This window comes from Cupriavidus phytohabitans, assembly GCF_017815025.1.
Classification (GTDB): domain Bacteria; phylum Pseudomonadota; class Gammaproteobacteria; order Burkholderiales; family Burkholderiaceae; genus Cupriavidus.
Window position 1 is genome coordinate 91408 of sequence record NZ_JAGIQB010000023.1, and the last position, 17038, is coordinate 108445.

Here is a 17038-nt window from a genome sequence, read left to right on the forward strand (position 1 = left end):
CAGCTACTTGCCCAGCTCGTGCCCGATCACGCCGCCGACCACGGCACCGCCGATGGTACCGGCCGTGCTGCCGTCGGTCAGTTCATGGCCGGCCACACCGCCGGCGACTGCGCCCGCCGCGGTACAGCCAGCCAGCGCCATGCTCGCGCCTATCAGGAGCGCGCCCGCGAGTTTCCACATGATGATCTCCTGCATCGTTGCCGGGCCGGTCCCGGGGGATGGGCCCATGCGTCCAGCTTAGGCCCGTGCCGGCCGGCAGCCTTTCCGGCATGCGCCGAAATCGTTGTAGGAATCGGACGACGGCATGCGCCGCAGCCGCCACATCAGGCCTTCTTCCCATGCACGCGCAGGCGCTTGATCAGCGACGAGGTGTCGGCGCGGCCGCATCCCATCTGCTGCAGGTCGGCATAGAACTGGTCAACCAGTGCCGTCACCGGCAGCGCGGCGCCGTTGCGGCGCGATTCGTCCAGGCACAGGCCCAGGTCCTTGCGCATCCAGTCCACCGCGAAGCCGAAATCGAACTTGTTGTCGATCATGGTGGGGCCCCGGTTTTCCAGCTGCCAGGAGCCGGCGGCGCCCTTGCTGATGACATCCAGCACCAGCGGCATGTCCAGCCCGGCGCGCTCGCCGAAGGCAATGGCCTCGGACAGGCCCTGGATCAGGCCGGCAATGCTGATCTGATTGACCATCTTGGCCAGTTGCCCGGCGCCGGCCTCGCCGATGCGGGTGACGGCGCGGGCATAGGCGGCGATGACCGGCTCGGCGCGCACGTAGACGTCGGCATCGCCGCCGCACATGATGGTCAGGATGCCTTTTTCCGCGCCGACCTCGCCGCCCGAGACCGGGCCGTCGACAAAATGCAGGCCGCGCTCGCCGGCCGCGGCGTAGAGCTCGCGCGCGACATTGGCGCTGGCCGTGGTGTGGTCGACGAAAATGCAGCCGCTCGGCGCGCCGAAGAAGGCGCCGTCAGGGCCGGTCAGCACCGCGCGCAGGTCGTCGTCGTTGCCGACGCAGGAACACACCACCTGTGCGTCGCGCACCGCCAGTGCCGGGGTCGCTGCAGACTTGCCGCCGAACTGCTCGACCCAGGCCTGCGCCTTGGCGGCGGTGCGGTTGTAGACGGTGACCTCGTGCCCCTTGGCGGCGAGGTGGCCGGCCATGTGGAAACCCATGACGCCCAGGCCGAGAAATGCGACACGCATGCTGCTGCTCCGTTGCTTGATTTGTTGTGGAATCGGTGAGGGCGCAGGCTGGAGGCCCCCACAAAGTATACGGGCGGGTTCGAGGCAGCGACAGATACAGCGACGGGGAAACGGCTGCGCAACAGGTGACGCAGCCGTCATCATCAAGCATCAAGCATGGCAATTCGATGGGTTTGCCGCTCAATGGCCCAAAGGGCCGAAACGCCTACTCCGGCTTCACCCCCGCATCCCGGATCACGGTATTCCACTTGCCGACCTCCGCCTTGATCCGGGCGCTCGCCTGCGCCGGCGTCGTCCACGTGGCAATCGCCCCTTGCTTGAGCAGCGTGGCCTGGACCTCCGGCTCAGCCAGGATCTTCTTCAGGTCGCTGCTGAGCCGGTCGATCACCGGCGCCGGCGTGCCGGCCGGTGCAACGATGCCGAACATCGAGCTGACTTCGAAGTCCTTGAGCCCGGCCTCGGTGGCGGTGGGAACGTCGGGCAGCGCGTTGACGCGCTCGGGCGAGGCAACCGCCAGGGCGCGGATCTTGCCGGTCTTGACGTAGGCCTGGGCTGCGGGAACGGTCTCGACCATGCTCAGCACCTGCCCGCCGATCAGGTCGGTCATGGCCGGGCCGCTGCCTTTGTACGGTACGTGCAGCATCTCCACACCGGCCATGCGCTTGAACATCTCGCCGGCCAGGTGTTGCGGAGAACCGTTGCCTGCCGAGGCGAAAGTGATGGCGCCGGGCTTGGATTTCGCCAGCGAGACCAGTTGCGGCAGGCTGCTGGCGCTGACCGAAGGATTGACCACGAACACCAGCGGCACGGTGCCGACGATCGAAACCGGCGCAAAGCTCTTTTCCAGGTCGTAAGGCACGCGGCTCTTGTACAGCGCGGCATTGATGGCGTGGCTGGTGAGCGCGCCCATCAGCAGGGTATAGCCATCGGCGGGCGACTTGGCGACCAGCTCGGCGCCGATGTTGCCCGCGGCGCCGGCGCGGTTGTCGACCACGACCGGCTGGCCGAGCGTGGTGGACAGGCGCTGGGCCAGCGTGCGGCCGATCACGTCGGTGGCGCCGCCGGGCGGGTAAGGCACGACAAGCCGGACGGGCTTGGCGGGGTAGGCGTCCGCGGCCATGCCCGATACCGGGGCGAGAAGCATGCCGGCAAATGCGAGAGAAGCGACCAGGATGGAGCGGCGAGGGGTGCGGCGCGACGCAGTGGCGGCGCGGACGGCCGTGGGCGAAATGCCAGGCATGTGGGTCTCCTGTGCCGGGAAATCGTTGGAATGGGAATGGATCGGCGGGCGGCGGCTGGCCGCCGGCGGATGACGCCCGGCTCGTTATCGGGGCCAAGTGTAGGTCGCAGCGCTTGATTGATGAATTCGTATTTTTCTATCGACTGATCTCAAAATGAAATTAATAAATGCATTGCGATGCCGGACTTGCGCCACGCCTGCATTGGCCGCTAAGCTTCTGGCCATCGATTATCAATAATTTCATTGGAGGTAGCCCTCATGTCCGCCAACGACCCCGGCAAGCCCGACGACGCCCAACCGCAAGGCCTGGCCAAGGGCCTGACCAACTACGGCGACACGGGCTTCTCGCTGTTCCTGCGCAAGGCCTTAATCAAGGGCGCGGGCTATACCGACGACGCGCTTTCGCGGCCGGTGATCGGCATCGTCAACACCGGCAGCAGCTACAACCCTTGCCACGGCAACGCGCCGCAGCTGATCGAGGCGGTGCGGCGCGGCGTGATGCTCGCCGGTGGCCTGCCTGTCGACTTCCCGACCATCTCGGTGCATGAGAGCTTTTCCGCGCCGACCAGCATGTACCTGCGCAACCTGATGTCGATGGACACCGAGGAGATGATCCGCGCGCAGCCCATGGATGCCGTGGTCCTGATCGGCGGCTGCGACAAGACCGTGCCGGCGCAGCTGATGGGCGCGGCCTCGGCCGGGGTGCCGGCGATCCAGCTGGTGACCGGCTCGATGCTCACCGGCGCCCATCGCGGCGAGCGCGTGGGCGCCTGCACGGACTGCCGCCGTTACTGGGGCCGCTATCGTGCGGAAGAGATCGATGCCGCCGAGATCGCCGACGTCAACAATCAGCTGGTGGCCAGCGTCGGCACCTGCTCGGTGATGGGCACCGCCAGCACCATGGCGTGCGTAACCGAGGCGCTCGGGATGATGGTGGCCGGCGGTGCGTCGGCGCCGGCGGTGACGGCCGATCGCATCCGCGTGGCCGAGCGCACCGGCACCACGGCCGTGGCAATGGCCAAGGCGCGCCTGACGCCCGACCGCATCCTGACCGGCAAGGCTTTCGAGAACGCGCTGCGCGTGCTGCTGGCGATCGGCGGCTCGACCAACGGCATCGTGCACCTGACCGCGATCGCCGGCCGCCTCGGCATCGATATCGACCTGGCGGGCCTGGACCGCATGAGCCGCGAGACACCGGTGCTGGTCGACCTCAAGCCCTCGGGGCAGCATTACATGGAGGACTTCCACAAGGCTGGCGGCATGGCGACGCTGCTGCGCGAGCTGCGTCCGCTGCTGCACCTGGACACGCTGACCGTGTCCGGGCGCACACTCGGCGAAGAGCTTGACGCCGCGCCGCCGCCGTTCGCGCAGGACGTGATCCGCAGCGCCGCCGCCCCGATCTATCCGGCCGGCGGCCTGGCCGTGCTGCGCGGCAACCTCGCGCCGGGCGGCGCCATCATCAAGCAGTCCGCCGCCGATCCGGTGCTGATGGAGCACGAGGGGCGCGCCGTGGTATTCGAGAACGCCGAAGACATGGCGCTGCGCATCGACGACGAAGCGCTCGACGTCAGGGCCGACGATATTCTCGTGCTCAAGCGCATCGGGCCCACCGGCGCGCCCGGCATGCCGGAAGCCGGCTACATGCCGATCCCGCGCAAGCTGGCGCGTGCCGGGGTCAAGGACATGGTGCGCATCTCGGACGGCCGCATGAGCGGCACCGCGGCTGGCACCATCGTGCTGCACGTGACGCCCGAAGCGGCGATCGGCGGGCCGCTGGCGCTGGTGCAGAGCGGCGACCGCATCCGCCTGTCGGTGCGCGAGCGCGAAGTGACGCTGCTGGTCGATGACGCAGAACTGGCCCGCCGCGCCGCGGCGCAGCCGGTGGAGCGGCCGCGCGCCGGGCGCGGCTACCGCAAGCTGTTTCTGGAAACCGTGACGCAGGCCGACCAGGGTGTCGACTTCGACTTCCTGCGTGCGACGCAGACGGTGGATACCGTGCCGCATCAGCGCTGAGCCATGCACGACATCACCCTGCAGGCCGAAACCATGCAGCAGGCGGTCGATACGCTGGAGGAGGACATCGTCTTCGGCCGGCTGCACCCGCGTGAGCGGCTGACCGAGGACGACCTGATGGCGCGCTTCGGCCTCAAGCGGCATGTGGTGCGGCAGGTGCTGGCGGGACTGGAGGCGATCGGCGTGGTCGAGCGCAAGCGCAATGTCGGCGCGGTGGTGCGAGCGTTCTCCGCGCGCGAGGTGCTGGAACTGTACGCGCTGCGCGAAGTGCTGGAATGCCATGCGGCCGCGCAGATCGACCTGCCGGTGCCGCCAGCGCGGCTGGCGCCGCTGGTCGCCGTGCAGAAGCAGCACGACGCGGCCGTGGCCACCGGCGATGCGCGCGCGGTGTTCCGCATCAACCAGGCCTTCCACCGCGAGCTGTTCGCGCTGACCGGCAACGCCGTGCTGCAGCAGGCCATCGGCGACTATGCGCGCCGTACCCACCCGATCCGCTTCGGCACGCTGGCGGCCGCGGCCTACCGCGAGCGCGCGCGGCAGGAGCACTGGGCCATGATCGAGGCATTGCAGCAGGGCGAGCGCGAGGCACTGGTCGACCTGTGCCGGCGCCACCTGCTGCCGTCGCGCGATGCCTATCTCGCCGCGGAGCAGGCCCGGGGCGCTGCCTGAACGGATCCGGTCGAGCGTCGCCGCGACTGCCGCGTGACAGCGGCATCACAGCGAAGTCAGAACCCGCCTACGCCGCCGTCCGCCATCGTCCTATCCCTTGCGCGCATGGCGCTACCTACATTGGAAGCAGCGTCACCACCGCAAGGAGCCGGTTCATGTCATTCGCGCTATACATCATTGGCTTGCTGGTCCTGGTCGGCGGCATCGCCTGGGCGATGTCAACGGCCGGCCTCGCGACCGTCTATATCGGCATTGCCTGCCTGATCGTGCTCGGCATCGGCATCATGATGGCCGTCTCGCGCACGCGTACCAAAGACCCTTCCTGAAGCTGGCAGGCCCGCTGCGCGCCGGGCCTGTCCTGGCGCTGCTGCACGCCGCTCAGCGACGGACGCAACAGGCTGGCGAGCCACGCCGCTGTATCACCGGGGCGATCTGGTTGAACGCTGCTTGAAAATCACCAATTCCCTCGCGCGTCGTTTCCAGCGTCAGCTTGTCCTTGCGCAGCGCAAACAGCCGAACATCGGCGAGGTATCGCGCATTATCGCGTCAGGTCAGCGCCGTTCCCGCGCCGGCGGCGTCGGGGTGCGCCAGTTGCGCGCGCACCGCCGCGGCAAGTTCGGCGGCAGCGGGGGACAGCGTGCGGTTGCGCGAGGTCACCAGCCCGATCGAGCGCTCGGTCACGGGCGCGGTCAGCAGCCGTTCGACGATGCCCGGCTGGCGCACGGTGCCGGCCGCGATCTCGGGCAGCGCCGCCACGCCGAAGCCGCACTCGACCATGGCGGCGATGGTGGCAAGGTGCTCGGCCTCGAACACCGGCTGGAAACGGATCTTGTTCTGCAGGAAGGCCCATTCGGCGTACTGGCGCACGCTGCTGGGGTGCGTCATCGATACATGGGGCGCGGCGGCGGTATCGGCCCAGCGCAACGGGCCGCCGCTGCGCGCCAGCGGGTGCGCCGACGGGATCAGCAGCACGAAGCGGTCTGACAGCAGCGGCTCGTAGTGCAGATCGGCCTGCTGCGGATCGGCCGCGGTCAGCGCAAAGTCCACCTCGCCCGCGCGTACCAGGTCGAAGGCCGGGCCGGACAGCGTGTCGATCACCTTCAGCGCCACTTCCGGGCGCGCCCGGTGGTAGGCCATCAGCACGCGCGGCAGCATGCGGGCCGCCAGCGACGGCAGCGCCGCCACGGCCACCTGGCCACGCTCGGCGCTGGCAATCCCGGTGACGGCGTCGATGGCGCCGCGGAAGGCGGCCTGCAGCAGCGCGGCCTGCTGCATGAAGACCTGGCCCGCGGCGGTCAGGCGCACGCTGCGGGTGGTGCGGTCGAACAGCCGCACGCCGAGCGATTCCTCGATGCGCAGGATCTGCGTGGACAGGGCGGACTGCGACAGGTGCAACTGGCTGGCGGCCTGGCGGTAGTTGAGTGTGCGGCCGAGTACCAGTGTGGTTTCGATGTCCCGCATCGACAGGTTGAGTTTCATGGTCGGGCAGTGGCGGGCGCGGTGTGCGCCGCGGAAAACATGAGAGGCACGACAGGCCTGATCGTGCCATTGATCTGATTTGTGGATCATTTTATCCACAGAATCGACTTCATCAATCAAAGCGAGTTCTCTACACTGCCGGGAATCCGTTGTCCGGCGCGCTCTGGTGGCCGCCGGGGCAGCCCACCAATCCCGCAGGATTTCCCCGGAGAACCTATGCCGAACCTGACCGAGCCGGTCACCACCAGCCCGCTGGGCCCCCCTCGCGCCGCCCATGCGGTGGTGGTGGGCGGCGGCACCATGGGCGCCGACGTCGCCGTGGTGCTGACCCGCGCCCTGTGCCGCACCACCGTGATCGAGCCCGACGCCACGCGCGGTGCCGCGCTGCCCGGGCGGGTGCGCGACAACCTGGCCGCCATCGGCCGCGCCGAGGGCGACGCCTGCCTGTCCGTGGCAGCCTCGCTTGATGAAGTCGACTGGGCCACGGTCGACCTGGTGATCGAGTGCATCCCCGAGCGGCTCGAACTCAAGCAGCAGCTGTTCGCCGACCTGGTCCGGCGCGCGCGGCCCGACACGGTGCTCGCCAGCAACAGCTCGAGCTTCCCGATCAGCGCGATCGGAGCCGGGCTGGAGACGCGCGCGCGCATGCTGGGCCTGCATTTCTTCATGCCGGCGCACCTGGTGCCGCTGGTCGAAGTGGTGATGGGCGAGGACAGCGACGAGCGCGGCGCCGACGCCCTGATTGCGTTCATGCGCCGCTGCGCGATGGTGCCGGTGAAGGTGCGCAAGGACTTGCCGGGCTTCCTCGCCAACCGGCTGCAGCACGCGCTGTCGCGCGAGGCCTTCAGCCTGATCGACCGCGGCATTGCCTCGCCCGAGGACGTGGATGCGGCGGTGCGCTTCGGCTTCGGCTTCCGTTTCCTGGCGGCGGGCCCGGTGCTGCAGCGCGACCATGCCGGCATCGACGTGCATGCCGCCGCCGGCGCCACCATGTACCCGAGCTTCTGCAATGACGACCATCCCGCCCGTTGCCTGGCCGAGCGCGCCGCCGACGGCCGCCACGGCATGAAGCGCGGCGAGGGCTTCTATGTCTGGAGCCCCGAAGCCATTGACGCCGAGCGCGCGCGCTACGACCGCCTGCTGCGTGCCGGCCTCGACCTGATCGCCCCTGAATTGCCCGGGATCCAGCCATGACCCAAGCCAATCCGTCCGCCTCGGCACAATCCGCGGCCCCCCGCGCAGCGCTGGCCGATTCGCCGCTGATCGTCACGGTGGCGCCCAACGGCGCGTACAAGCAGTCTGCCGACCATCCCGCGGTGCCGCTGACCGCCGCGGCGCTGGCCCAGGAAGCGCGTGCCTGCGTCGATGCCGGCGCCGCCATGATGCATATGCACGTGCGCGACGCGCAGGGCCGCCATTCGCTCGACGTGCAGGCTTACCGCGACGCGCTGGCCGCGGTAAGGCAGGCGGTCGGCGACTCGTTGCTGGTGCAGGTGACCAGCGAAGCCGCCGGCGTGTACAAGGCCCCCGCGCAGATGGCGATGGTGCGCGAGCTGCGGCCAGAAGCCGTGTCTGTGGGGCTGCGCGAAGTGGCGGTGCCGGAGATCCCGGAAGACGAGCTGGCCGCGTTCTTCGCCTGGCTGGCGCGCGAACGCGTGATGACGCAGGTGATCCTGTACGACGCGGCCGACGTGCGCCGCTGGCATGGGCTGCGCGCGCGCGGGCTGGTGCCGGCTGGCGCGTGGTCGCTGCTTTATGTGCTGGGACGCTATTCGGCGGGGCAGGTCTCGTCGCCACACGACCTGCTGCCGTTCCTGCAGGTGGCCGCGGAAAGCGACGATACGCTGCCGTGGGCGATCTGCGCCTTTGGCCGCGAAGAGAATGCCTGCGTGACCGCGGCCGCCGCGTTCGGCGGCCATGTGCGGGTAGGGTTCGAGAACAACCTGCTGCTGCGCGACGGCAGCCGCGCGCCCGGCAACGCCGCGCTGGTGGCGCAGGCCGTGCAAGGCGGGCTCACGCTGGGCCGGCCCATCGCCGGCGCCGCGGATGCGCGCCGGATCTACGGCGCGGTGCGCTGATGCGGTCCCGCGTGCGCGGCGTGGCGGCTGCGTGGCGGGCGCATGGGCTGGGGAGGTCAGGCGCCGTCGCTAAAGCTGTCGCGCGGGCCGTTCGGGTTGTGCGCGCCGTCGGTGAACGTGCTGCGCGTGCCGGTGGCGGTGTGTGCGCCATCGGTAAAGCTGCTGCGGGTGCCGGTGGCCGTATGTGCGCCGTCGGTGAACGGGCTGCGCGTACCAGTGACGCTGCGCGCGCCATCGCTGAACGGATCGACGCTGCGCGGTGCGGCTTGCGCGGTGCCGGCCACGGCCGCAGTCAGCGCGGTGGCGACAAGGATTTGCCTGAGTGCTTGCATGGATGCTTCTCCGTAAGAGTGCAGCCCGGGACGGGCGGCGGTAGAGAGAAGTCTAGGCACTCGCCCTCCACGCCAGCATGACGCCCGCATGACATTGCCGTCATGCAGCATTGGCCAACGCGGCCAGCGCGGCCAGTGCATGGCAAGCGCAGGGCCAGCACATGGCAAATGCAAGGAAATGCGCTGCGCGGTCACGCGCAAACTCCGGCAGCGCAGGCAAAGGCTGTAGAATCATGGCTATCCGACCGGCCTGCGGTTCCATCGCCGGTCTTCATTGCCCGCGGGAATGCAGCGGGCCTCTCACGATAGTCATGTCCGAGTCTGATTCAGCCAAACTCGCTGCGGTGGCCTGGATCCACGAGCAAATGGATCGTCATGCGCTGACGCTTGACGACCTGGTCGCCGCGGGATGCTTTGACAAGGTCCCGGCGCCCGCTTTGGAATCTTCACGCAAGGCAGCCGCGCCCGAGGCTGGCGCCGATGTTGTCAGCGCCAAAGCCGCCAAAGCCAACGGCGCACCGCGTCCGCTCTACCGCAATGCCCTGGGGCAAAGCTGGGACGGCGAGGGCGAATACCCCGACTGGCTGCAGCGCGCAGTCAATGCGGGGCAATCGATCGAGTTCTTCCGCGTCGGATAAGCCGCATGCGCAGCGCCAGTGGCTGTGTGGCGGTCGAGGCGTAGCAGCCGGAAACCGTCTGAAAACAGTCTGAAAAAAACAGTCGGAAAAGCGGCCAGGCGCGGCGTGGCGCTTCAGCAGCGCGTGGCGAAAGGCAGCAGGCCGTTGAATACCGCCGGTGTCGCCATCGGCGCCACATGCGCCCAGTGGGCCATCACCTCGGGCGGCAGTTCCGGCAGTTCGCCCGCCGCGGCGGCGGGCTGCGCCGGCAGCGTAGCGGTGTCGTCGTCCGACGGCTGCGGCGATCCATCGTCCTGCAGTTGCAGCGGCACGCCTTGTCCGCCGGGTTCCGCCATGACCTGCACGGCGGCGCCGCGGCAGCTGCCTCCGCTACCGCCGCCCAGTGCGGCTTCGGCTACCATCTTGGCCGCGGCATGCCGTTCCGGCAGCGATAGTCCCGCGGCCTGCACCGCGCTGCACACGGTCGTCACGGCCGCGTCGGCGGCGGACACGGGCAGCGCGATCAGGGCAAGCGACAGCAGCAGGGAATTCGACAGGCGCGGCAGGCGTTTCATCAGGCGGGCGAAGGCTAAGCGGACAGGAAAGCGCGCGGCGCGCGGGGAACCATCGGCGAAGCCGGGCGGTCAGCGCGCATTTTACTGGCATTTACCCGCAAAAAGCCGTCTTTGCGATGACATTTCTGAAATCTTTGCCCATTTCCGGCTGTCCTCGGCTAGCGTTACGCATTGGCGGCACTGGCGCCGCCGGAAAGTGACTGACACATGCGTATCCTGATTGTCGAGGACGAACCCAAGGCGGGCGACTACCTGCTCAAGGGCCTCACCGAATCCGGCTTCGTGGTGGACCTGGCGCGCGACGGCGTCGACGGCCTGGCCCACGCGCGCGAGCACCCCTACGACCTGATCGTGCTGGACGTGATGCTGCCGAACCTGGACGGCTGGCAGGTGCTGCGCGAACTGCGCCGCGAGCGCGACACGCCGGTGCTGTTCCTGACCGCGCGCGACGAGTTGTCCGACCGCCTCAAGGGCCTGGAGCTGGGCGCCGACGACTACATGGTCAAGCCGTTCGCGTTCGCGGAGCTGGTGCTGCGCATCCGCACCATCCTGCGCCGCGGACCGATGCGCGAAAGCGAATTCATCGAAGTGGCCGACCTGCAGATCGACGCCATCCGGCGTCGCGTGGTGCGCGCCGGCCAGAAGATCGACCTGACCTCCAAGGAGTTTGCGCTGCTGTACCTGCTGGCGCGCCGCCGCGGCGAGGTGCTGTCGCGCTCGCTGATCGCGTCCCAGGTGTGGGACGTCAACTTCGACAGCAACACCAACGTGGTCGACGTGTCGATCCGGCGCCTGCGCGCCAAGGTCGACGACCCGTTCCCGCGCAAGCTGATCCATACCCGGCGCGGCATGGGCTACGTCCTGGACGATGGCGAAGACAGCGATGGCTGCGGCCCCGCCGCGGCATGATGCGGCTGCCGTCGTCCCTTACCACGCGGCTGGCGCTGGCGTACGGGCTGGCCACGGCCGCGATCCTGGTCAGCGTGGCCGCCTACCTGTCCAGCGCGCTGTCGGCGCAGCTGGAGGGCCGCGATGAGAGCGAGCTGGTCGGCGAAGTGCTGCTGGTGCGCCACCTGCTGCGCGAAGTGCGCAGCGAGGCGGAAATCCGCGCCGATACGCACCGGTTCGCCGATATCGCCATGGGTCATGAAGGGCTGATCCTGGTGGTGCGCACGCGCCAGGGCGAGCCGCTGGTCACCCTCAATCCGCGCAACGAGACCGTGCCGCCGCTGCGCGTGCTGCCGGCCGGCACACAGCCTGAAAAGGACATGCTGCAGACCTGGCGTCCGCGCAACGGCGTGCCCTCGCGCGGCATTGCGGCGCTCGGCCAGCTCGGCGATTCCGACAAGGCGGTCGAGATCGTGGTGCTGCGCGATGCCGGCTACCGCGTGGCGCTGATCCGCGAATACCGCTACCGCCTGCTGTGGGCGACGCTGTGCGGCGCGGCCGTGGCGGCCGGGCTCGGTTTCGTGCTGGCGCGGCGCGGGCTGCGGCCGCTGCGGCGCATGGCAACCGATGCGGCCGCGGTGACTACCAGCCGGCTCGCCACGCGGCTCGATGTGGGCAGTGCGCCCGCCGAGCTGCGCGAGCTGGCGGCCGCGCTCAACGACATGCTGGCGCGGCTGCAGGACAGCTTCTCGCGGCTGTCCGAGTTCTCGGCCGACCTCGCGCACGATTTCCGCACGCCGATCAGCAACCTGATCGGCCAGACCCAGGTGACGCTGGCGCAGAGCCGCGGCGCGGCGGAATACGAGGCGCTGCTCGAATCGAACCTGGAAGAGTACGAGCGGCTGGCGCGCATGATCGAGAACATGCTGTTCCTCGCGCGCGCCGACCATGCGCAGGTGGCGCTGGGCGTGCGCACGCTGGACGCGCGTGAAGAGCTCGACAAGATGGCCGAGTATTTCGAGGCGGTCGCGGCCGACCGCGATGTCACGCTGGCGGTTGGCGGACACGCGCTGGTGCAGGCCGACCAGACGCTGCTGCGGCGTGCGGTCACCAACCTGCTCGACAACGCGCTGCGCCACGCGCCCGCGGGCACCACGGTGCGGCTGGATGCCACGCGCGTGCCTGCGCCGGGCGGCGCCACTACCAGCATCCGCGTCAGCAACGCGGGACCGGCGATCCCGCCGGAAACGCTGCCGCATATCTTCGGACGCTTCTACCGCGCGGATCCGTCGCGCCGCAATTCCGCCACGTCGACCGGCCTCGGCCTGGCGATTGTCGACACCATCATGCGGCTGCATGGCGGCAGCGTGACCGTGCGCAGCCTGGATGGGGACACGGTGTTCTCGCTGCAATTCCCCGCCGAGGGCGCGGCCGCGACGGCGCAGGCGCCTGCCCCGGTGGCGTGAAACGCCCGCTGCACTTGCATGTGCCCGGCGCGCGCGCATAATGGCGCGCGTGCCGGCAACGGCAACTCCGGCCGGCGCATCCCTACGCAACCAGGATCACAACCCACAAGGAGAGTGACAATGCAGGTGCAACCCTATCTGGATTTTGGCGGCCGCTTCGACGAAGCCGTGGCGTTCTACGGCAAGGTGCTGGGGGCGCAGGTGACATTTGCGATGCGCTACAAGGAGGCGCCGCCGGACCAGGGCATGCAGATCCCGGAAGACTGGAAGGACAAGGTGATGCACGCCAATATCCAGTTCGGCGAGACCCAGCTGATGGCGTCCGATGGCCGCCCGGGCGAGCGCCCGGCCTTCAGCGGCTTCAGCCTGTCGGTCGGCGCGGTCAGCAAGGAAGAGGGCGAGCGCATCTTCAACGGGCTCGCCGACGGCGGGCAGGTGGTGGTGCCGTACCAGAAGACGTTCTGGGCCGAAGGCTTCGGCATGCTGGTTGACCGCTTCGGCATGTCGTGGATGGTCAATTGCGAGCACTGAGGGGCCTCTTGCGGCCTCTGGCCCGCTTGACTCTGTAGCCGCTACAGGGTCTTCAATGTCATCAGGTCAAACCACGCGAACAACAAGAGATGGCTCGCACGTCACCTGAAGACGCACTGCCCCGGGATCATGCAGGCCCGGGGCACGATCACTCCAAACACTGCCATGAACATGGCCACGATCACGCCCATGATCACGGGCGCGATCACTCCCATGATCACGATCATGGCGACAATCACGCCAACGATCACGATCACGGACCTTCGCAGGCCGCCCCGGCCGCCGCGGCGCCCGACTGCTGCGGAGGTGGCTGCTCGTCGACGATTGTCCTGACGCCGGCCGTGGCAGCCGCGCCTGTCGAGGTGCCGGCCGGCGCCCGCATGGCCGCCTATCGCATCGACGCGATGGACTGCCCCACCGAGGAAACGCTGATCCGCAACAAGCTGGGCAGTATGGCCGGCGTGGCGGCGCTGGAGTTCAACCTGATCCAGCGGGTGCTGACGGTCCACCATACGCTGCCGTCGCCGGAGCCGGTGGTCGCTGCTATCCGCAGCCTCGGCATGCAGGCGGTGCCGCTGGATGCCGAAGCCGCGCAGCAGGTGCTGCCCGAATCATCCACCGCGCACAAGCCCTGGTGGCCGCTGGCGCTGGCCGGCGTGGCCGCGGTCGGCGCGGAAGCGGCCGAATGGCTGGCGCTCGGCCTGCCGTGGCTGCCGGCCGCGCTGGCGCTGGCGGCGGTGGCGCTGGGCGGCCTGACCACTTACCGCAAGGGCTGGATCGCGCTGCGCAACGGCAACCTGAATATCAATGCGTTGATGAGCATCGCGGTCACGGGCGCGTTGCTTTTGCGCCAGTGGCCCGAAGCGGCGATGGTGATGGTGCTGTTCGCGCTGGCCGAGCGCATTGAGGCTGCCTCGCTGGACCGCGCGCGCAATGCGATCCGCGGGCTGATGGCGATGGCGCCGGAGCAGGCGACGGTGCGCCGCGACGACGGCAGCTGGGAAGCCGTGTCTGCGGCCAGCGTCGCCGTCGGCGCGCTGGTGCGGCTGCGCCCCGGCGAGCGCGTGGCGCTGGACGGCACGGTCGTGCGCGGCCAGTCGGCGCTAAACCAGGCGCCCATCACCGGCGAAAGCGTGCCGGTCGACAAGGCCGAGGGCGATCCGCTCTTCGCCGGCTCGATCAACCAGTCGGGCGAGCTGGAATACACCGTGACCGCGCCGGCCAGCGACTCCACGCTGGCGCGCATCATCCACGCGGTGGAAGCCGCGCAGGGCAGCCGCGCGCCGACGCAGCGCTTCGTCGACCAGTTCTCGCGCATCTATACCCCGACCGTGTTCGCGATTGCCGTGGCGGTGGCGGTGGTGCCGCCGCTGCTGGCCGGCGGCGGCTGGGCCGACTGGATCTACAAGGCGCTGGTGCTGCTGGTGATCGCGTGCCCGTGCGCGCTGGTGATCTCCACGCCGGTGACCATCGTCAGCGGCCTGGCCGCGGCCGCGCGCCGGGGCATCCTGGTCAAGGGCGGGGTCTACCTGGAGCAGGGCCGGCACCTGGCCTGGGTGGCGCTGGACAAGACCGGCACGATCACGCACGGCAAGCCGGTGCAGACCGGCCATGCGCTGCTGGCTGACGCGCCGCCGCAGGCGCGCGCCATTGCCGCCAGCCTGGCGGCGCGCTCGGACCACCCCGTGTCGCGCGCGGTGGCCGCCGCGGCGGCGGGCGAGGGCATCGCCACGCTGCCGGTGGACGATTTCGAGGCGCTCGCCGGACGCGGCACGCGCGGCAAGGTGCAGGGCGTTGAATACCAACTGGGCAACCACCGGCTGGTGCATGACCTGGGCGCATGCTCGCCGGCGCTGGAGGCGCGCCTGGAAGCGATCGAGCGCGAAGGCAAGACCGTGGTGCTGCTGGCGCGCGTCGAAGACAACGGCGCCGCCACCGCGCTGGCGCTCTTTGCGGTGGCCGACACGGTGCGCCAGACCAGCCGGCAGGCGCTTGCCGAATTGCATGCGCTGGGCGTGAAGACGCTGATGCTGTCGGGCGACAATCCGCATACCGCGCAGGCCATCGCGGCCGAGGTCGGCATTGACGAGGCGCGCGGCAACCAGTTGCCGCAGGACAAGGCCGACGGCATCGCCGCACTCACCGACGCCGCGCACGCGCGCGGCGGCCGCATCGGCATGGTTGGTGATGGCATCAACGACGCACCGGCGCTGGCGCGCGCCGATATCGGCTTCGCCATGGGCGCGGCCGGCACCGACACCGCCATCGAGACAGCCGACGTGGCGCTGATGGACGACGACCTGCGCAAGATCCCGGAGTTCGTCCGCCTGTCGCGCCGCACCTCGCGCATCCTGGCGCAGAACATCACGCTGGCGCTGGGCATCAAGGCGGTATTCCTGGCGCTGACGGTGATGGGGATGGGGATGGGAACGATGTGGATGGCGGTGTTCGCCGATATGGGGGCGAGCCTGCTGGTGGTGTTCAATGGGCTGCGGGTGGGGGCAGCCAGCCGCCGGGACTAGATGTCGCCACGGGTTTGCACCCCTCTCCCGCTCTCCCGCTTGCGGGAGAGGGGTGCCTGGTTCAAACGGTGTTGGCTGGGGCTCAGCGTGATACCACTCCGGGCTGCACGATCAATTCCCCACTCCGCCCCGGAATCTCCCCCCAGGTCACCGGCAGCTCCGGCAACCCGCTTCGATCCAGCCCGCGATACCACGCCGCCATCGACACCAGTTCGTGCCCCTGCGCTCGCCACCCCGCCAGCAGCCGCTCGAACACCGGCGCCAGCTTGCCGCCTTCCAGCTCGGTATGCAGCGTAAAGACATGGTCGCCCGGGCCTGCGGTCAGCTGCAGCAGCGCAGTATGGACGTTGTCTTCGGTCAGCCCGTCGGTGCCGATCAGTTCGTCCAGCGTCGGCAGCGTGGTCGGCATCTGCACGTGCCGGCATGGCACGCCGTCGATGGTGGGGATATAAGGCGCCGTGCCGCGCCCGTCCGATGCATAGGCCATGCCCCAGTCGTCGATCTGGCGGAACGCATCTTCGTTCATCTGCCAGCCTGCCGCACCATGCGTCGGCGGCGCTTCGCCGAAGATCTCGGTGTAGCGCGCAAACGCCTGCTGCATCTGGCGGCGGGTCCAGGCGGCATCGCGCTCGCGCACGTTGTCCTGCCAGTAGACGTGGTCCCAGGTGTGGATGCCGCACTCGTGGCCTGCGGCGCGGGCCGCGCGCATTTCCGCCGCGGCCTTGCGCCCGATGTCCGGCCCCGGCAGCAGTACGCCGTACATCAGCGTGCGCAAGCCGTAGTTGGATACCACCGAGGTGCGCGACACCTTCTTCAGGAAGCCGGGCCGGAATACGCGCCGCAGCGCCCAGCCGGTATGGTCTGGCCCGAGGCTGAACAGGAACGTGGCCTGCGCCTGTGCGGCGTCCAGCATCGACAGTAGCTTCGGCACGCCTTCGCGCGTGCCGCGCAGGGTGTCGACGTCGACCTTCAGGGCAATGCGTGCCATCTGCGGTGCGCGCTCAGTTGGCCGAGTCGACCAGCGTGCGGGCTTCGACCACCTTGCCGCGATACGCCTCGAAGATGCGGCGCAGCGACTGCTCCATCGTGACCTCGGGCTTCCAGCCCAGCTCTTCGATGGTGTTGTCGATCTTCGGCACGCGGTGCTGCACGTCCTGGTAGCCCTTGCCGTAGAAGTCGCCCGACGAGGTCTCGACGATCTGCGTCTTGCGCGCCTCCTCGGCGTACTCGGGGTAGTCCGCGGCCATCGTCAGCATCATCTCGGCCAGCTCGCGCACCGAATGGATATTGGCCGGGTTGCCGATATTGAAGATCTTGCCGCTGGCGATGCCGCCGGGGTTCTCGATGACGCGCATCAGCGCGCTGATGCCGTCCGAGATATCGGCGAAGGCGCGCTTCTGCGCGCCGCCATCGACCAGCTTGATCG

The 17038-nt window shown here is 69.2% G+C and carries 18 protein-coding genes; 10 read left to right on the forward strand and 8 right to left on the reverse strand.

Annotation, left to right across the window (positions count from 1 at the left end):
• Nucleotides 1–3: 3 nt before the first annotated feature.
• The 3 genes from J8I34_RS17540 to J8I34_RS17550 form a co-directional block, all read right to left on the reverse strand.
• Nucleotides 4–180 carry a glycine zipper 2TM domain-containing protein gene (locus J8I34_RS17540; protein ID WP_029046952.1) on the reverse strand — a complete coding sequence of 59 codons (177 nt, stop codon included), beginning with the start codon at nt 178–180 and terminating at the stop codon, nt 4–6.
• A 143-nt stretch (nt 181–323) separates the two neighbouring features.
• A complete protein-coding gene (locus J8I34_RS17545) occupies nt 324–1223 on the reverse strand; it encodes an NAD(P)-dependent oxidoreductase (protein WP_371748094.1) in 900 nt (299 codons plus the stop codon).
• Between the two features lie 184 nt (nt 1224–1407).
• Nucleotides 1408–2442 (reverse strand): Bug family tripartite tricarboxylate transporter substrate binding protein, encoded by a 1035-nt coding sequence (locus tag J8I34_RS17550; protein ID WP_209806556.1) that lies wholly within the window; start codon nt 2440–2442, stop codon nt 1408–1410.
• Between the two features lie 258 nt (nt 2443–2700).
• Between J8I34_RS17550 and J8I34_RS17555 the strand changes: the two genes are divergently transcribed.
• The 3 genes from J8I34_RS17555 (at nt 2701) to J8I34_RS17565 (ending at nt 5450) form a co-directional block, all read left to right on the forward strand.
• The gene (locus J8I34_RS17555; protein WP_209806557.1) at nt 2701–4455 is read left to right on the forward strand and encodes an IlvD/Edd family dehydratase; all 1755 of its coding nucleotides are present in this window, start codon (nt 2701–2703) and stop codon (nt 4453–4455) included.
• Between the two features lie 3 nt (nt 4456–4458).
• On the forward strand, nt 4459–5124 hold the full coding sequence (locus J8I34_RS17560) for a GntR family transcriptional regulator (protein ID WP_209806559.1): 666 nt from the start codon (nt 4459–4461) through the stop codon (nt 5122–5124).
• A gap of 155 nt (nt 5125–5279) precedes the next feature.
• Nucleotides 5280–5450, forward strand: a complete 171-nt coding sequence (locus tag J8I34_RS17565; protein WP_029046947.1) for a hypothetical protein — start codon at nt 5280–5282, stop codon at nt 5448–5450.
• A 220-nt stretch (nt 5451–5670) separates the two neighbouring features.
• On the opposite strand, the gene J8I34_RS17570 is transcribed toward J8I34_RS17565, so the two are convergent.
• Nucleotides 5671–6603, reverse strand: coding sequence for a LysR family transcriptional regulator (locus tag J8I34_RS17570; RefSeq protein ID WP_209806560.1), 933 nt, complete (start codon nt 6601–6603; stop codon nt 5671–5673).
• Nucleotides 6604–6819: 216 nt separating this feature from the next.
• On the opposite strand from J8I34_RS17570, the gene J8I34_RS17575 reads away from it, so the two are divergent.
• Nucleotides 6820–7797: a 3-hydroxyacyl-CoA dehydrogenase family protein gene (locus tag J8I34_RS17575; RefSeq protein WP_209806561.1), complete on the forward strand. Its 978-nt coding sequence runs from the start codon at nt 6820–6822 to the stop codon at nt 7795–7797.
• A complete protein-coding gene (locus tag J8I34_RS17580; RefSeq protein WP_029046944.1) occupies nt 7794–8681 on the forward strand; it encodes a beta-keto acid cleavage family enzyme in 888 nt (295 codons plus the stop codon). Before J8I34_RS17575 ends, J8I34_RS17580 begins: the two co-directional genes overlap by 4 nt.
• A gap of 56 nt (nt 8682–8737) precedes the next feature.
• On the opposite strand, the gene J8I34_RS17585 is transcribed toward J8I34_RS17580, so the two are convergent.
• The gene (locus tag J8I34_RS17585) at nt 8738–9013 is read right to left on the reverse strand and encodes a hypothetical protein (protein ID WP_029046943.1); all 276 of its coding nucleotides are present in this window, start codon (nt 9011–9013) and stop codon (nt 8738–8740) included.
• 311 nt (nt 9014–9324) lie between these two features.
• Here J8I34_RS17585 and J8I34_RS17590 point away from each other — a divergent pair, with 311 nt between their 5' ends.
• Nucleotides 9325–9651 (forward strand): H-NS family nucleoid-associated regulatory protein, encoded by a 327-nt coding sequence (locus tag J8I34_RS17590; RefSeq protein ID WP_209806574.1) that lies wholly within the window; start codon nt 9325–9327, stop codon nt 9649–9651.
• A gap of 113 nt (nt 9652–9764) precedes the next feature.
• Here J8I34_RS17590 and J8I34_RS17595 read toward each other — a convergent pair whose 3' ends face one another.
• Nucleotides 9765–10205 (reverse strand): hypothetical protein, encoded by a 441-nt coding sequence (locus tag J8I34_RS17595; protein WP_209806563.1) that lies wholly within the window; start codon nt 10203–10205, stop codon nt 9765–9767.
• A 207-nt stretch (nt 10206–10412) separates the two neighbouring features.
• Between J8I34_RS17595 and J8I34_RS17600 the strand changes: the two genes are divergently transcribed.
• The 4 genes from J8I34_RS17600 (at nt 10413) to J8I34_RS17615 (ending at nt 15612) form a co-directional block, all read left to right on the forward strand.
• A complete protein-coding gene (locus J8I34_RS17600; RefSeq protein ID WP_029046940.1) occupies nt 10413–11114 on the forward strand; it encodes a heavy metal response regulator transcription factor in 702 nt (233 codons plus the stop codon).
• Nucleotides 11111–12559 carry a heavy metal sensor histidine kinase gene (locus J8I34_RS17605; protein ID WP_209775570.1) on the forward strand — a complete coding sequence of 483 codons (1449 nt, stop codon included), beginning with the start codon at nt 11111–11113 and terminating at the stop codon, nt 12557–12559. The genes J8I34_RS17600 and J8I34_RS17605 overlap by 4 nt, the downstream gene beginning before the upstream one ends.
• Before the next feature lie 120 nt (nt 12560–12679).
• Nucleotides 12680–13090, forward strand: a complete 411-nt coding sequence (locus J8I34_RS17610) for a VOC family protein (RefSeq protein ID WP_029046938.1) — start codon at nt 12680–12682, stop codon at nt 13088–13090.
• 89 nt (nt 13091–13179) lie between these two features.
• A complete protein-coding gene (locus tag J8I34_RS17615; RefSeq protein WP_209806565.1) occupies nt 13180–15612 on the forward strand; it encodes a heavy metal translocating P-type ATPase in 2433 nt (810 codons plus the stop codon).
• 82 nt (nt 15613–15694) lie between these two features.
• On the opposite strand, the gene J8I34_RS17620 is transcribed toward J8I34_RS17615, so the two are convergent.
• Both J8I34_RS17620 and J8I34_RS17625 read right to left on the reverse strand, forming a co-directional pair.
• The gene (locus J8I34_RS17620; protein WP_029046936.1) at nt 15695–16600 is read right to left on the reverse strand and encodes a polysaccharide deacetylase family protein; all 906 of its coding nucleotides are present in this window, start codon (nt 16598–16600) and stop codon (nt 15695–15697) included.
• Between the two features lie 13 nt (nt 16601–16613).
• A partial coding sequence (locus J8I34_RS17625; RefSeq protein ID WP_500784431.1) for a Rossmann-fold NAD(P)-binding domain-containing protein occupies nt 16614–17038 on the reverse strand: 425 nt, incomplete at its 5' end.

Excerpts from the sequence above, each read along its gene's own strand:
- J8I34_RS17570 (WP_209806560.1), bottom strand. The coding sequence starts at position 6,603 with ATGAAACTCAACCTGTCGATGCGGGACATCGAAACCACACTGGTACTC.
- J8I34_RS17610 (WP_029046938.1), top strand. The coding sequence starts at position 12,680 with ATGCAGGTGCAACCCTATCTGGATTTTGGCGGCCGCTTCGACGAAGCC.
- J8I34_RS17560 (WP_209806559.1), top strand. The coding sequence starts at position 4,459 with ATGCACGACATCACCCTGCAGGCCGAAACCATGCAGCAGGCGGTCGAT.
- J8I34_RS17600 (WP_029046940.1), top strand. The coding sequence starts at position 10,413 with ATGCGTATCCTGATTGTCGAGGACGAACCCAAGGCGGGCGACTACCTG.
- J8I34_RS17605 (WP_209775570.1), top strand. The coding sequence starts at position 11,111 with ATGATGCGGCTGCCGTCGTCCCTTACCACGCGGCTGGCGCTGGCGTAC.
- J8I34_RS17575 (WP_209806561.1), top strand. The coding sequence starts at position 6,820 with ATGCCGAACCTGACCGAGCCGGTCACCACCAGCCCGCTGGGCCCCCCT.
- J8I34_RS17565 (WP_029046947.1), top strand. The coding sequence starts at position 5,280 with ATGTCATTCGCGCTATACATCATTGGCTTGCTGGTCCTGGTCGGCGGC.
- J8I34_RS17595 (WP_209806563.1), bottom strand. The coding sequence starts at position 10,205 with ATGAAACGCCTGCCGCGCCTGTCGAATTCCCTGCTGCTGTCGCTTGCC.
- J8I34_RS17620 (WP_029046936.1), bottom strand. The coding sequence starts at position 16,600 with ATGGCACGCATTGCCCTGAAGGTCGACGTCGACACCCTGCGCGGCACG.
- J8I34_RS17615 (WP_209806565.1), top strand. The coding sequence starts at position 13,180 with ATGGCTCGCACGTCACCTGAAGACGCACTGCCCCGGGATCATGCAGGC.
- J8I34_RS17590 (WP_209806574.1), top strand. The coding sequence starts at position 9,325 with ATGTCCGAGTCTGATTCAGCCAAACTCGCTGCGGTGGCCTGGATCCAC.
- J8I34_RS17585 (WP_029046943.1), bottom strand. The coding sequence starts at position 9,013 with ATGCAAGCACTCAGGCAAATCCTTGTCGCCACCGCGCTGACTGCGGCC.
- J8I34_RS17580 (WP_029046944.1), top strand. The coding sequence starts at position 7,794 with ATGACCCAAGCCAATCCGTCCGCCTCGGCACAATCCGCGGCCCCCCGC.
- J8I34_RS17555 (WP_209806557.1), top strand. The coding sequence starts at position 2,701 with ATGTCCGCCAACGACCCCGGCAAGCCCGACGACGCCCAACCGCAAGGC.
- J8I34_RS17540 (WP_029046952.1), bottom strand. The coding sequence starts at position 180 with ATGTGGAAACTCGCGGGCGCGCTCCTGATAGGCGCGAGCATGGCGCTG.
- J8I34_RS17550 (WP_209806556.1), bottom strand. The coding sequence starts at position 2,442 with ATGCCTGGCATTTCGCCCACGGCCGTCCGCGCCGCCACTGCGTCGCGC.